The 14,388-nt window shown below is 69.9% G+C and carries 11 protein-coding genes; 6 read left to right on the top strand and 5 right to left on the bottom strand.

The window, feature by feature from the left end; translation table 11 throughout:
- Positions 1-406 precede the first annotated feature (406 nt).
- The gene (locus TNCT6_RS19625) at positions 407-1,474 is read left to right on the top strand and encodes an SEC-C domain-containing protein (RefSeq protein WP_141360599.1); all 1,068 of its coding nucleotides are present in this window, start codon (positions 407-409) and stop codon (positions 1,472-1,474) included.
- Positions 1,475-1,551: 77 nt separating this feature from the next.
- Here TNCT6_RS19625 and TNCT6_RS19620 read toward each other — a convergent pair whose 3' ends face one another.
- Positions 1,552-2,499: a LysR family transcriptional regulator gene (locus TNCT6_RS19620; protein ID WP_141360598.1), complete on the bottom strand. Its 948-nt coding sequence runs from the start codon at positions 2,497-2,499 to the stop codon at positions 1,552-1,554.
- A 96-nt stretch (positions 2,500-2,595) separates the two neighbouring features.
- On the opposite strand from TNCT6_RS19620, the gene TNCT6_RS19615 reads away from it, so the two are divergent.
- Both TNCT6_RS19615 and TNCT6_RS19610 read left to right on the top strand, forming a co-directional pair.
- Complete coding sequence (locus TNCT6_RS19615; RefSeq protein ID WP_141360597.1) at positions 2,596-3,756, top strand: nuclear transport factor 2 family protein; 1,161 nt, start codon at positions 2,596-2,598, stop codon at positions 3,754-3,756.
- A 186-nt stretch (positions 3,757-3,942) separates the two neighbouring features.
- Entirely contained in the window at positions 3,943-5,661 is a 1,719-nt protein-coding gene (locus TNCT6_RS19610; protein WP_141360596.1) for a serine/threonine-protein kinase, read from the top strand.
- A gap of 51 nt (positions 5,662-5,712) precedes the next feature.
- Here TNCT6_RS19610 and TNCT6_RS19605 read toward each other — a convergent pair whose 3' ends face one another.
- Positions 5,713-6,315 carry a hypothetical protein gene (locus TNCT6_RS19605; protein WP_141360595.1) on the bottom strand — a complete coding sequence of 201 codons (603 nt, stop codon included), beginning with the start codon at positions 6,313-6,315 and terminating at the stop codon, positions 5,713-5,715.
- Between the two features lie 450 nt (positions 6,316-6,765).
- On the opposite strand from TNCT6_RS19605, the gene TNCT6_RS19600 reads away from it, so the two are divergent.
- The 3 genes from TNCT6_RS19600 to TNCT6_RS19590 are packed head-to-tail and all read left to right on the top strand — an operon-like array spanning position 6,766 to position 9,815.
- The gene (locus TNCT6_RS19600; protein ID WP_253266163.1) at positions 6,766-7,203 is read left to right on the top strand and encodes a very short patch repair endonuclease; all 438 of its coding nucleotides are present in this window, start codon (positions 6,766-6,768) and stop codon (positions 7,201-7,203) included.
- A 43-nt stretch (positions 7,204-7,246) separates the two neighbouring features.
- Positions 7,247-8,233 (top strand): DNA cytosine methyltransferase, encoded by a 987-nt coding sequence (locus TNCT6_RS19595; protein WP_141360594.1) that lies wholly within the window; start codon positions 7,247-7,249, stop codon positions 8,231-8,233.
- Positions 8,226-9,815: a DNA cytosine methyltransferase gene (locus tag TNCT6_RS19590; RefSeq protein WP_373996188.1), complete on the top strand. Its 1,590-nt coding sequence runs from the start codon at positions 8,226-8,228 to the stop codon at positions 9,813-9,815. The genes TNCT6_RS19595 and TNCT6_RS19590 overlap by 8 nt, the downstream gene beginning before the upstream one ends.
- Before the next feature lie 10 nt (positions 9,816-9,825).
- Here the strand turns inward: TNCT6_RS19590 and TNCT6_RS19585 are convergent, their stop codons facing one another.
- From TNCT6_RS19585 to TNCT6_RS19575, 3 genes are read right to left on the bottom strand one after another with little or no spacing between them, the layout of a single operon-like run.
- Positions 9,826-10,707: a DUF6339 family protein gene (locus TNCT6_RS19585; RefSeq protein WP_141360592.1), complete on the bottom strand. Its 882-nt coding sequence runs from the start codon at positions 10,705-10,707 to the stop codon at positions 9,826-9,828.
- Complete coding sequence (locus TNCT6_RS19580) at positions 10,704-11,699, bottom strand: hypothetical protein (protein WP_141360591.1); 996 nt, start codon at positions 11,697-11,699, stop codon at positions 10,704-10,706. The genes TNCT6_RS19585 and TNCT6_RS19580 overlap by 4 nt, the downstream gene beginning before the upstream one ends.
- Positions 11,696-13,840: a helix-turn-helix transcriptional regulator gene (locus TNCT6_RS19575; RefSeq protein WP_141360590.1), complete on the bottom strand. Its 2,145-nt coding sequence runs from the start codon at positions 13,838-13,840 to the stop codon at positions 11,696-11,698. Before TNCT6_RS19575 ends, TNCT6_RS19580 begins: the two co-directional genes overlap by 4 nt.
- Between the last annotated feature and the right edge of the window lie 548 nt (positions 13,841-14,388).

Below are 14,388 nucleotides of genomic sequence, written 5' to 3'. Positions count from 1 at the left end.
ACCGGATCGATCTCGAGCGGTTGCAGCAGCCGCCTCGGCTAGTGCTGTGGCCGGAAAGGTTTGCCGGGAAGCTCGCGGCGTCCGGTGCTGGGGGCACCTCCCACGCCGTTCAGGCAGTGGGGGAGCATCGCAAGGCGGAGCATTGCCCGCGTACTGGATGTACTCGGGTGATGCGACAACGCGGCGTGGGGGTACCCCCGGCCGAAGGCTGGGGGAGTGCCCTGCCGGGCGCCGCGAGCCGGTGAACCTTTCCGGTCACAGCACTAGGGTGCGGGAAGGGGGTGCGGGCACAGGACGGGGCGTACGGACGAGGGTTGGCCCCGGGGGTGGGGTTCCCCGGATCCTCTGGGTCCCCTGGCCTGCAGATACCTCACGTTTGTCGGTGTCCGGCAGTACGGTGTCCCCCATGCGCCCCGCCACGCCCGCCGAAGACGCCGACCACGCCACCGAAGCGGCCCGCCTCGAGCGGACCGCAGATCTGTACCCCGAGGACGCCGAGGCCCTCCTCCTCCAGGCCGCGGCCCACCGGGAACTGTCCGGCGACCGCCCCGCCGCGACGACCCTCTACGACCGCCTGCTGTCCTCCCCCGCCGACCTGGAGAACCCCCACCTGGTCCGGGCCCTCAAAGCCGCCAACCTCTGGGAGTACGGCCACGAGGCGGAGGCGAGAGCGATCATCGACGGCGTCCGTTCCGCGGCGCCCCGCGACCCGGCCCCCTGGGTGATCGTCGCGGAGTCCCTGGAGGCCCACGACGAACTCGAAGCAGCGCACGAGACGTTCACCCAGGGCGTGGAACTGCTTCTCGCGGAGGCCCAGGAGCCCCCGCACGCCACCCACCCCCTCCTCTTCGGCCGCCACCGCGTCCGCCGCATGCTGGGCGCGGCCCACGACGACTGGGACATGCTGGCCGACACCCTTCACACCTCCCCGGTCCCCCTGGACGAGCTCCACGACCCGAAACGCGTCTGGTCCCTCGGCTCGGAGAACCCGGCCGAACTGCAAGCGGAGATCACCCGCCTCCGCGCCGAACTCGGCGCCTACCGCGCGGCCCTCTCCCGCCCCTTCCCGGTGGCGGTCCTGCACTGGCCGGCGGAGGAACTGTCGGAACTCCTCACGGCCTACGCCGGTCTCACGTCCGAATACCCCTCCCACAAGACCCACTTGGCGACGATAGAGGCGTCCCTGCGCGAACTGTCCTCCTCCGGCACCCCCAACCTGGGCATCGTCACGGGCACGGTTCCTTCCTACGAGGCCTTCGCCGCCTCGGAGGCCGCATCCCCGTCCGACCCGGCCCTGCTGCCCCAGTACGCGACGACCCTGGCGGCCCGGGGGCGCGCGGTCACCTGGCCGCCGCAGCGGGGGGCCCTGTGCTGGTGCGGGTCGGGGCAGGCGTACGGGCAGTGCCATGGGGTGACCAAACCCGCCGAGCGCGCCGAGCCCGCCGAGCCCGCCGAACCTGCCGGAACCGTCTGAGCGGGCGGGAAGCGAGCGGATCCAGTCCCGTTCGTGGGCGTCCGTCTCAGCCGTCCGGTACTTCGTGGGCGTCCGTCTCAGCCGTCCGGTACTTCGTGGGCGTCCGTCTCAGCCGTCCCGTGCCCGGCTTGGGCGGGGCGGCCGGCCGCGAAGGCTGTCACGAGCCGGTCGAGCAGGGGCGCTGAGCAGGGGTGCGGGTCGCGGCGCGGAGTGATCGTGTAGATGCCGCGGGCCGGGGGATCCACGAGGGCCACCGCGGTGACGTCGGTCCGCAGCGCGCCGGCCAGCACCCCGGGTATCAGCGCGATGGCGTGGCCGGTCGCGACCAGGGCCAGCTTGCCGGGCAGATCGGCCGCGGCGAGGTCGATGCGGGCGGTCACCCCGGCGCGGGCGGCGTGCTGGCGCAGCAGCGCCGCCGAGCCCTCGTTGTCCTCCACCCAGGTCTGGTCGGCCAGCGCCCGAACAGGTACCGGACCGCACCCGGCCAGCGGGTGGCCGACGGGCAGCACGACGACCATCTCGTCCATGCCCAGGAACCGCCGTTCGAGACGCGGGTCGTTGGGCAGCCCCGGTGGCGCGTCGGTGACCACGGCGACGTCCAGGTCGCCCGCGACCACACGGTCGTACAGCTCCAGGCTCAGTCCGGGCGACAGGCTCCACCGGACGGGTCCGGCCGTGTCCAGCAGGCGGCGTATCGCCACGGGCACGATCCCGGCGGCCAGGGACGGCGTCGCACCGACGGCCAGTGGCCGGCCCGGCGCACCGTCACGCAGGTCCTGTACGGCACGAACCGCCCGGTCGGCCTCGGTGAGCGCGGCCGTCGCATGATGGCGGAACACCTCTCCGGCGGGCGTCGGACGCACGCCACGCGCATGCCGTTGCACCAGCGGCACCCCGAACTCGCGCTCCAGTCCGGCGATCTGCCGGGAGACGGCCGACTGCGTGTAGCCGAGCTCGTCGGCCGCCGCGGACAACGACCCGAGCCGGCACACCGTCACGAAGGTCCGCCATGAAGTGAGCGTCATGGCCCGCAAGTATGCCCGCCGGTATGCGGATCCGGCAGGGCACCCCTGCCGGATCCGCGCTTGTCGCACCCCTCCCGATGCCCCACGCTCGGACGCATGACCACACCGCACACCGTCGCCGTGCTCGGCCTGGGCCGCATGGGCGCCGCGATCGCGACCCGACTCGCCGGCCTTGACTGGGACGTCGTCGGCTGGACACGATCCGGCCGTCATGTCGCGGGCGCCGTCGAGACGACCCACGACCCGAACGACGCCGTGGCGAAGGCGGACATCGCGCTCCTGGCGCTGTTCGACGGCCGGGCCTGCCGGCAGGTCGTCGACCGCATCCGCCCCGCACTGCGACCGGACACGGTCGTGCTGAACACCAGCACCATCGCCCCCGCCGAGGCCTCGGCACTGGCCCGCCGGCTCGGCCCGTCCTACGTCCACGCGCCGGTACTCGGCTCCGTACCGGCCGTCACCGCGGGCACCCTGCGGATCCTCGCCGCGGGCGACCGGGAGGCGCTCGACCGGGTTCAAGCGGTACTGCGGGCGCTCGGCACCGTGCTCCCCGTCGACAACGCCGCCACCGCCGCCGCGCTCAAGCTGGTCGCCAACAGCAGCCTCGCCGGCGCCGTCCTCGCCCTGCGCGACTCGCTGCGGCAGGCCGACGCCCTGAACCTGCCCCGTGCCCAGGCGCTGGACGTCCTCGAACTCGGCCAACTCGGCGGGCTCGTCGGTCGCAAGCGGACCTTCCTCCTCGCTGACGAGCCGACCCCGGCCCCGGCCGAGTTCACGATCGGCGCGCTGGCCAAGGACATGGCGCTGCTGGCCACGGCGTCGAACAGCCCCCTGCGCGGCGCGGCCGACCTGGCCGGCACCCCTGCCGACCCGGAGGCCGACATCGCCGTGGCCGCCACGATCCCCGCCGTGGACGACACCGTGCTCGAACCACTGCGCCTCTACGTCCGCGGCCACGCCACCGGCGACCCCACCCACTTCCGCGACGCGTTCCTGCCCACCGCCCACATCGAGGGCATCCGGGACGGCGCGTTCGTGTCATGGCGCCTGGACGAGTACTGCGCGCTCTTCAACGGCCGCCCGGCCGCCGACGAACCGACCCGCACCCGCCGCATCGACACCGTCGACGTCCACGGCACCGTCGCCACCGCGTCCATGACCCTCCGGCACGGCCCGGACACCTTCACCGACGTCTTCCTGCTGGTCCGGGCCGAGGGCGAGTGGCGCATCGCCAACAAGGCGTACCACCGAAGGTGACCGTCGGCGTGGAGCATCCTCGCCGAGTACGCCCACGGACGCGCCGGTCCGGGTCCCGCCTCGATCCGCTCCCCCAACGGCCCTGACGACCGCCCCTGATCACAGCCTCGGCAACACGCTTTAGGGTGCTGCTTGTTGGTCGACTCACCGGATCTGGGGATCTGGGGATCAGGGGGACGAGGGCCGATGAACAATGCCGGTGCGACTGAGGTGTTCCAGCCGCTGCAACCGGACGACCCTCCCGCGGTGGCCGGTTACCGCCTCGCCGCCCGGCTCGGCGCCGGTGGCATGGGCCGGGTCTACCTGTCGCACACGCAGGGCGGCCGCCCGGTGGCGATCAAGGTGGTCCGCCCGGAACTGGCCGACGACCCGGCCTTCCGCCGACGGTTCCGTCGGGAGATAGCCGCCGCCCGACGGGTCCGGGGCGCGTACACCGCCGAACTGATCGACGCCGCCGCGGACGGCGTACCGCCCTGGCTGGCCACGCTGTACGTACCGGGCCCGTCCCTCACCGAGGCCGTCGCCCGGCGCGGACCGCTGCCGGTTCCGGCGGTGCTGTGGCTGATGGCGGGGGTGGCCGAGGCACTGCAGGCCATCCACGACGCGGGCATCGTGCACCGGGACCTGAAGCCGTCGAACGTGCTGCTGGCCGCCGACGGCCCGCGCGTGATCGACTTCGGCATCTCGCTGGCCTCGGACGTCACCTCGCACACCACCACGGGCGCCGCCATCGGCACACCGTCGTTCATGGCTCCCGAACAGGCGTCCGCGGGCGAGCTCACGGCGGCGACCGACATCTTCGCGCTCGGCCAGACGGCGGCGTTCGCGGCCCTGGGCGAGCCGTTGTACGGGACCGGACCGGCGGTCATCGTGCTGTACCGGATCGTCAACGAGGAACCCGACCTCTCCCTCCTGCCCGAGGAGCTCCGTCCGCTGCTCGCCCGGTGCCTGGCCATCGATCCGGAGGAACGCCCCACCCCGGCGGAGGTCGTCGAATGGTGCCGCCAACGGCTGGGCAAGGACGCCGACGCGGGCGGCGGACCGGCCGTCTGGTGGGAGATCGCGGGACCGGAGGTGACGGTCCCGCCCCCGGTCCCCAACCCCACCCAGGGATACACGCTGCCTTCGGCCGGCTGGCCGCAGCCGGCGGGCCCGGTCCCACAAGCCGCGTACCCGGCGGGCCCGGTCCCACAGGCCGCGTGGCCGCGACCTCCGATGCCTCCCGACCCGGACGAGCGACGCGCCCGCAGGCGCCGCACCGCCCTGATCGCGGCCGCCTCCGTGACGGTGGGAGCGCTGCTGGTGACAGGCTTGGCGTGGACGGCCATGGACGCGGCGAACCGGCTCCGCCACTCACGCGCGGGCCGGAATGCGACCGCCTCCTCGACGCCCCTTCCGGAAGCGTCCGCACGGTCCTCAGCGTCCTCATCATCGTCATCGGCGGCCGCACCGGCCTCGGAGGCCGAGGAGCGGGCGCCAGGATCGTCGCACCCCTCTTCCTCCGCACCCAGGCCGCCGAAGGCCTTCCCGTACGTCGGCGTATTGCTGAGCCGGAAGAACTCACTGGACATCAAGGGTGGGGTCGCGCGCAAGGATCGCAAAGGGGACATCCGTTTCGACTGCAAGCAAGCCGGCTGCGAGCTAGAAAGCGACACCAGCTTGATGGTCATGTGGTACGGCGATCCCGGGGCCACCTTCGAGGGCTGCCGTCTCCTCCTCGCCGGCGCCAATGGCCCCCGCGGCACCTATGGCCGCATCCCGCTGGCCGCGGCGGCGGCCGGCAGCGAGATCTGCGTCAAACACCGCTCCGGAGACATCGCGCTGTTCTTGATCGATGTGAAGTCGACCGCGATGCCGGAGAGCGGCTTCATCACCATGGACATGACGGTCTGGCGGGCAGCCTAGCCGGGCCTGCACCCTGCGGCTCGGCGGCGGGCGAACCCGGCAGCGCGGGCACTACGTCCCTCTGGCGAACGGATTGCCGTGCCCGGGAAGCTGCCCGTCCAGCGGCACATACCGCAGCCGCCCGTTCGGGTCGGTCACCTCTGTGTACCCGGCAACTTGCAGGAGGGCGGCGTACTTGGCTCTGTAGCGTCGGTTGACGACGAGTCCGAGGGGCACGAGGGCCATCACCGCGGCCCAGACGATGCCGGTCAGGACAACGGCAGTGGTGCCCGTGCCGATCTCGAAGCCGACGAGCAGGGCCAACGGAACGGCGCCGGCAGCCGCGAGCAGCACCCGTTGCTTGTCGGTGAACTTGGCGGTGATATCGAAGGTGATGCGGGCCTTCAGAAGCTCGACCTCATCGGGCACGAGGGTCGGCAGCGTGCCCCCGTCGCTCGCGTCCGGGTACCGCGCCCAGTTCTGCGCGGCCCGCGCGCGGGCCTGCGGGCTGGGGTCGGGCACGATCAGCATCACGTACCCGTTGCCGTCCGGCCCACCGCCCTGCCCTATGTCCGCGTACTCGTACCCGAACTGCTCGGCGATGAAGGCGAGTCGAGTGAACTTCTTCATCGACCCCATGGCGGGAGCGACCTGGACGGGCCCCCCGCTCGCCATCTGCCGCAACATCTTCCGTACATGCCGGTCACTCACCGGTACCCCCGTCCCTCACATGGCCTTGGCAGTCGCCGACGGTGCCGTCATGTTCTCGTCAACGTTGACCATGCTTGTCGATCAGCGACTGCCGCCGCAACCAGTCGAGCGCCCTGGGCGTCCTCAGCATCCTGGGCCTGCCCCCGGGGCCATCCTGCGGGTCCTGTACGACCACTCGCTGTCCTACCTTCTCGTCGGCCTCGGACTGTCGATGGCGGTGGTTGCGGCTTCGACGACGCAGCATGGGCGGTTGGTTTTGCTACGTTGCGGAGCAGGAAGAACCGGGGGTAGGTCCACGCGTGCTCCACGTGTCGTCCAGGTTTGGAACGCCGCGAAGGTGCCTTGGTGCTCGTCCACCCGGAGACCTCCGCCATAGCCTGTAACCGATACCGAGCCCGCCGGCAGAATGGCGTCGTGCCCGATGCCCTTCCCTCCTCCGCCGCAGTCTCCGCCCGTATGAGCCGGCAGGGCTCTCGTGATACCGCTGTGGAGATCGCGGTTCGGCGACTGTTGCACGCCTCGGGCCTGCGCTATCGCGTGAACGTACCGGTGCCGGGCATGCCGCGCCGCACGATCGACATCGTCTTCGGCAAGTACAAGATCGCGATCTTCATGGACGGTTGCTTCTGGCACGGCTGCCCACAACACGCCACGCATCCGAAGGCCAACGCGGATTGGTGGCGCGCCAAGCTGGATCGGAACATGGCCCGTGATCGAGAGACCACCGAACACCTCGCCGCCCAGGGCTGGACGGTACTGCGGTTCTGGGAGCACGTACCGCCCGGCGAGGTGGCAGCAGCAGTGCGGGCGGCGGTGGATCTGAAGAAGCGGGTGCGGGGCGCCGCAAGGTGAGAACGCGGTCGTCGGGCCGTGTGTTGGACTGAGGGGGGAGCGAATGACGGACCGGCTGTGTTTCGTGGATGTCTGCGCGGGTGCGGGCGGCCTGGCATCGGGGCTGGAGAGCGCGGGCTTTTCACCGGTGCTCCTGCTCGACAACAAGCCCCAGGCGTGCGAGACGATCCTGACCAACCGGCCTCGTTGGAAGGTCGTCTGCGACGATCTGATCAGCTTCCTCCCGGAGGAGCACCCGGAGACCCTGGACGTCGATCTGCTCTCGGCAGGCCTGCCCCGGGTGAAGTCCTCGGCGGCGGTGAGACGGTCGGACAGCGAGCCGGAACTGCGACTGCTCACCGCCACGGTCTACCTGGTCCACGCGATCCAGCCGCGCGCCCTGCTGCTGGAGAACCTGCCCGCTCTCGTCGACTCGCCCGCGTATGCAGAGGTCAGGGAGTTCATCGAGGGCGAGCTGGCGCATCTTGGTTACCGGCTCCGCTGGTTCGTGCTGAACGCGGCGGACTTCGGCGTTCCCCAGGAGCGACTGCAGGGCGTTCTCGTGGCGATCAAGGAGCCGTGGTTCCGTGCCTTCGTTCCGCCTGAGCCGACGGTGAGCGAGCACGTCTCGGTCGGTCGGGCGCTGCGTCGATCGATGAGCGCCCGGGGCTGGTCCGAGGCTGATGCCTGGGCGGACCAGGCACGGGCCGTGGCGCCGACCCTCGTCGGGGGCTCGGACAACCGGGGCGGAGCGGACCTCGGCCCCAGCGGCACGAAACGGGCCTGGGCTCGGATGGGGGTGAACGGCGGCGCGTTCGCCGACGAGGTACCGGGGCCGGACTACGTGTGGCCACGCTCGGACGAGGCAGCCCGGATGCTGAAGATCACGGTGGACCAAGCGGCCGTACTTCAGTCGTTCCCCCCGGAGTGGCAAATCACCGGCCGGAAGACGGCCCGGTACCGGCAGATCGGTCACGCCACCCCTCCGCCGGTAGGCACGGCGCTCGGCAAGGCCATCGCGACGGCCCTACGGTCGGCCGCCCGTGCATAGGAAGGGCGGGAATGCCACTCCCGATCGCCGGCTACACTTCAAGCCCATGAGCCACATCGAGAACGCACCCCCCTCACCTGCGGTTTTCCGCATCTTGGACTTGTTCGCGGGGCCGGGCGGACTGGATGTGGCAGCGGATGTCCTGGGTCACCGGGTCACCGGCATCGAGTGGGACAAGAACGCGTGCGCCACCCGCAGCGCGGCGGGGATGGACACCTTTTACGGCGATGTGAGGAAGTATCGCGCGTCCTTCTTCCCTCACGCCCAGGTGTTGACAGGTGGACCTCCCTGCCAGACCTTCACCGTAGCCGGACATGGCGCCGGCCGCAGGGCACTGGACCAGGTGTTGGGCTACATCCAGCGCCTGCACGATGCCGTGCGCGTGGAGAACGGGGAGTGGAAGGAGATCTTCCGGGAGTGGCGTGAGATCTCCGAGGAACTCCGGCTGAAAGCCGAGCTGGCGAAAGAGGTCAAGACCGAGAAGCGTGAGGTCGAGGCGCGCAGGGGCGAGAAGCGCAAGGCCCTCGCACACAACCTGAAAGAACGCGGCAGCTCCCCGAGAGAGATCAAGGAATTCCTGAAGACCCTCGGGGCCCCACAGGACCTCGACCTCGAGGACGACGAACTCAAGCGTCTGATCGAGGAGTTCAGTGCCCTTGAGGATGAACTCGATGGCTTCAAGGTCAGGCTCGAAGAGTTGGGCGACGAGCGGACGGGGCTGGTCCTCCAGCCCCTGTGGTGGGTGATCGAGCGGAGCCGACGCCCGGGGTCGAAGCCTTACGAAGCCGTCGTGCTGGAGCAGGTGCCTGCCGTCATGCCGGTGTGGGAGAAGTACGCCGAGGTACTCACCACCCTTGGCTACCGGACCAGGACGCAGTTGATGCTCACCGAGGCGTTCGGGGTTCCGCAGACCCGGAAGCGCGCGGTGCTCATGGCACGGCTCGGAGGAACCGGCGTCCCGGAGGTGGCCGAGACCCACGAGCGCTACCGTCCCAGGAACGTTCCCACCAGGCCGTCGGCGACCGACCAGGCCGACACTCTGCTGTGGAACGCTCGGGAGGAGTCACTCGACGGGACGCCGAAAGCGGCTTGGGTGTCCATGGAGACGGCTCTCAAGAAGGCGCGCGGCCTCGCCCCCCACCTGCCGGACCGCCCCGCCTTCACCGTCGTGTCGAACTACGGGACCGGTGGCGATCCCAGCGCGCGTGGCCGAAGGGACCACGACGCCCCTTCCTCGACGATCACCGGGAAGGTGTCCCGGAACCGCCTGGTCCACCAAGGCACCGACACACCTCTTTCTCACTTCGACCGCTTCACCCTCGCCGAGGCGGGGGTGCTCCAGACGTTCCCGGTCGCGTATCCCTGGAGCGGCGGTGACCAGTCGCAGCAGATCGGGAACGCCGTACCGCCCCGGCTCGCCCTGCACGTGCTGCGGCAGGTACTCGAACCCGAGGCGACTCACGAGGAGGCCCGCGCCAGGCTGGAACAGGCTGCCGCGGCTCTGGAGACCTGGCGGCCCAGTGAGCCGGTGAAGATCCGCGAGCACGGGCAATGGGCGGGTCACCCGCTCACCGGCAGGTGACCTCTCCCGTTCAGGTCTGAGGTGCCCGCCCCCTGACCGGAGCCGTCTCGAAGAGTTCCGTGAAGTACGCGGTGAGCGCCGCCACCGACTCCTCAGGGGCCGGGTCCTCTTCGGGGCCGGTCGGCAGTTCGTGCCGCGGCACCGGCGGCGCGGACTCGGCCTCCGCGATCCACTGGCGGAGCGCCTCCGGGTCACGTGGTTCGTCGGGCGCCAGCACGTCGTAGACCAAGGTGGCACCGGCGGTGCTGATCGCTGTCATGAGGCCGTTGATCTCTCGGCCCGTACTGACGACATCTCGTTCCAGGACCCGTACCAGGGCCTGCGCGGTAGGACGATGGTCGACCAGGTCCAGGCGCAGTGCGTTGTGGATCAGATCCTGGTTGGCACAGGCCGCGACCACCGGTGCGTAGTCGTCACCGTTGCGGAACATCTCAGCCGCCCACCACAGGCGCGAGAAGCACTGACGGTCCGCCGTGCCCTTGAAGCGGGCGCTGTTGATACGCGGCTGCCCCCCACCGCGCGTCGGAGGCGCCGGAGGGTGCCGGAAGGCCACGTAGTCCGGAGCGACGGCCAGCGCGAGGTGGTTCCAGATCCGCTGATCGGCGGCCTCACGCCGAGTGAGGCGTAGGGTCGCATGCAACCGGGGCGCGAGCCAGCCGTCGGCGTCCGTCCGGTTCTCCTTGAACTGGTGCACCGCGTCGTCCACCAGGTCCCTCAGTGGTTCGACCGCCCACCGGGCGTCGTCCTCCGGCAAGGGTTCGACGACCTTGGCCAGGTCGACGCCTGCGTGCCCCTGCACTCCCTTGAGAAGGTCCTCGGTGAGGAAGGGATCGGCGGCCGTCGCGGACAGCAGGCCCAGCCGCTCGGGAAGATGATGAGGCTTCTCGATCATGCGCTGCCCTCTCGGTTCATCTTCTGCAGTGCATGCAGGACGTTGGCGAGCGCCTTGCTCGCACCGGCTCGGCGTACGGCGGCGTAGTGGATGCGGGTCTGCAGCTCCACCCATCCGGCGTCGCCGGTCCGACGGCGGTGGACCTGACGGAGTGCCTCCTCGACATGCAGACCCGGCACCACGTCGGGGAGCATCTCGCGCAGCACTTCCCCCCGCCAGTCAGTGGGGAAGACGGGCGAACCATCGGGTTCGACCTCCAGGTCGCCCACGGCGCTGTGGAAGACCGCGGTCCACACGTCGGTGGCCATCTGGGAGACGAGGATCTCGTGGACCTTGTTCTCCATCCCTCCGCTCTCGCCGCCCAGGAGGTCGGAGAAGCCCTCGATGTCGGTGTTGACCATCACCACGGGCAGCCGGCCCGAGGCGTCGATCACCCAGGGCACGTCCGCGTAGGGGCGCAACCATTCCCGCGCGCTCTTGGAGAAACTCGCCTGTTTCACGTCCAGGCGCAGACCTCCGAGAGGCTCCTCGGCCGTGACGTCGACGGTCCAGTCGCCGTCCGTCTCCGTGATCGCCCGCCCCGGCACCTCGCCGACCGTGGCGACCGCGTGGACGGACAACGAGGCACGACTCACGTGATCGTCGCGGAACAACTCCATCTCACCGGACCACTCCTTGCTGCCCGGGGCGTCCTGCCGGAGTTCGGCGGAGGTGCGCACATTGCTGGCGCCCTCGGTGAGCACCGCCAGGACCCGCAGATCGCTCCACGGGGCGTCGACATCGGTGGCGCCTGGAGGCAGGGTGGCAGACAGGCCGATCCTGGCCGACACCCAGTCCTCGTGCTGTGCCACACCCAGGGCCACGGTCCGCTGAGGGATGGAGAACGCCGAGATGTCCAGGTGATCGCGACTGCCGTCGGGCAGCCTGAGGGAGGCCGAGGTCACCCTCAGGGTGATTGGACGGTTGAGTCGCTTGTACGGGTAGAACTTCACGCCTCACTCCCTGTACCGGCACGGAGTTCGAGAACCAGTCGCGTGAGTTCGGTGCGGACCGGATGGCTCGTGGCGTCGGTGGAACCCTGGAAGACGGCTCGGCGCACACCCGGCGTGAAACGGAGCACGCCGCCCTCGACCTCACAGCCCTCCACGGCGACAAGTTCCGCCCAGTCGAGCCTGGGTCGGCTGCCCGACCGGACGTCGAGGAGCACCACCGGTGTCATGGCGGGTAGTTCCTCGGCGCGTGGCAGCTTCACTTCGGCCGTGATCCGCCACTCCCCGCCGGCGCCGATCTCGGCATCCAGCCCGTCCAGTTCGGGCACGGTCCTCCCGGAGGCACGCTTGGGCGCGGCACTCTTCTGCGGGACGGTGAGCTTCTTGCGCAGCTTGGCACTCTCCTGCGACCGGGCGCCCCTCGGCCGTACGACCAGGTCCTTCACAGCCGCGTTGACCTCGGTGGTCAACCTGGCAATGCGGTGGTGCGCAGTGTGCGACCAACGGAGCGTCAGCTCCTCGGACTGCCCCCAGCGATCGTGCTCGGGCGGTTCTGCGGCGCGCAGGAACTCCTCGGCCTCCTCGGCGAAGGGCGCCGACTCCCCGGCCGCGTGCCCGACCAGGAGGACCGCTTGGAAGGGATTGACACCCAGCGGCAGGCCTGCGATGCCCGACTTCTTGATGGTCATCCGGTTGCCGCGCAGCGAATGGACCTGGTTCGGCACGTCGTCGCCCTCCGCGTCCGTGACCAGGAGCACTCCCGGGTGTGTGCCGAGCGTGCCACGGCGCCCTCCGGACACGGGCAGCCGAAGCGGGACTGTGCGGAGAGCCACCTGACCGGCCTCGGTGAGCCGGTCCACGGTCGTCCCTTCGTAGAAGGCGCGCAGCGCACGCGCGCGCGCGGGCTGTTTGTCCAGAGGGTCGACCTTCACCTCGTCGATGACGACTTCGTCATTGCGCATTGCGCAGACCGTGGTCTCCAACAGTGGGAGCCTGTTGCCGCCTCCCGTCATGGCCGCCCAGAAGTCCCGACCCAGCGCCTCGACCAGGCGTCGGTGCATGGCGCGGATGTCGCGGGTCCCGTCATTGCTCCCGTTCTCGTCCTCGTCGACCGAGTCCGCTTTGCCTTGTTCGAGGCTCGCCACATCATGGGCGCCGACAATGAGGAAGGACGTGCCCGGCTCATCACCGTCGCGGGTGAGGTGGAGACGCTTGAGCGTCTCCTCGTCCGCCCACCAGGAACGGACCACTTCCGCCCCAGGTGTCTCGGGGTCGGGGCGGCCCAGCCAGGCGGGTCCCGCGTACGAGTTGCCGTCGACGGAGCGCCACGGCAGCTCCAGTCGACCGATGACACGGCGCTCGGTGCGGCCCTCGTGGGGGACGGAAAGCGTGGAGTTGATCAGCACCATGCCGAGCGCGCTGGTCGCCCAGAGGGTCGCCTTGCCGAGCCCGTAGGAACCACCCGCCCCCCGGCCGGACTTGAGACTCTCCAGTTGCCGGCGGACGACCGCCGCGAACTTGCCGTCGCCGTAGTCGTCACCGGTGAGACCGGAGGCGTTGTAGTCGTCGATCCGCAGAAGGATCAGCCGACCCTTCTCGAACATGTCGCGCACACCGGCGTCCACGACGCGTCCGACCTTCTGATCGGCGGCGGACTCGGAAACCGCCGAGTAGTGGGGCTGGAGGTCGTCCCAGAGTACGGCGGCACGAAAAGCGTCCAGCTTCTCGCCGGTCAACTCGTGGATCGTGTACCGAACCCGGACCGGACGACCGTTCTCCACAAGCCGTTCGTCGAGACTGTTCTGACAGGTCTCGCGTGCGAGCACCTGAACGTCCGCGTCGAAGGCAAAGGCCGCGGCATTCCCGCCGTCACGCCCGCCGTCCTGGTAGCCGGGCCGGTGGTACCAGGTGATGGGGAGACCGGCTTGCGTGTCGGTGGTGCGGGTGTGCACCGTGCCCAGGTCCGTGCCGAGCGCCTTGGCGATCTCCCCCATGACGGTCGGACGCGGGACCGAGCGCTTGGTGATCCACGCCGAGACCGCGGCCCTGGTCAGCCCCAGCTCGTCGGCCAGCTCCGCCTGCGTCTTGCCCGCGAGTTTGAGCTGACGGGACAGCCAGGGCCCGAACTCCTCACCGACCTCCATGTGGCCTCCCACTCTTCGCTGTATGTCGTTGTGCCCCCGGTGACGGACAGGCTAATTTGACGCCCAGACACACGTCAACTGATGTTTGACGCAAGCACGGTCCACCCTACCGAGGCCCCCTGTCCAGTTCGACCAATATGGCCAATCCAGGGCCCCTTGTCCGGCAATGCGTCCGGGCGGCGAGGCTGCGAGGGCCGACCAGGAAATCCTGACCGCAGACGCTCGCAGCAATCGGAGGCGTCAACTCCGGAAACTGGTAAGGGCTTTGGGGTAGCACGAACGAGTGACGCCCCCTAGGATCCTCGGCAACGGCAGCTGCCGCCTCACTCGGGAACTCCCGTGTGGCACTGGGTGAGTTGTATCCACTTGCATTTGAACTGCCCCGCACGCGCTTGTGGTACGGGGATCCTCGACCAGAACCGGAGAATGCGAGATTTCCATGGAAGACCCTCCCGAGGAGACGGAACCTCCGCACCCCTCCCCTCACTCACTGCGTGAACTTCACTCCGTGTCCCTGATGATTTCGTTAGCCAGCTCCCACGTGGAAA

Origin of the sequence: Streptomyces sp. 6-11-2, assembly GCF_006540305.1 — a bacterium.
Taxonomy (GTDB): Bacteria; Actinomycetota; Actinomycetes; order Streptomycetales; family Streptomycetaceae; genus Streptomyces.
The sequence above is the reverse complement of the archived record's forward strand: the minus strand, read 5'-3'. Positions and strand labels throughout refer to the sequence as shown.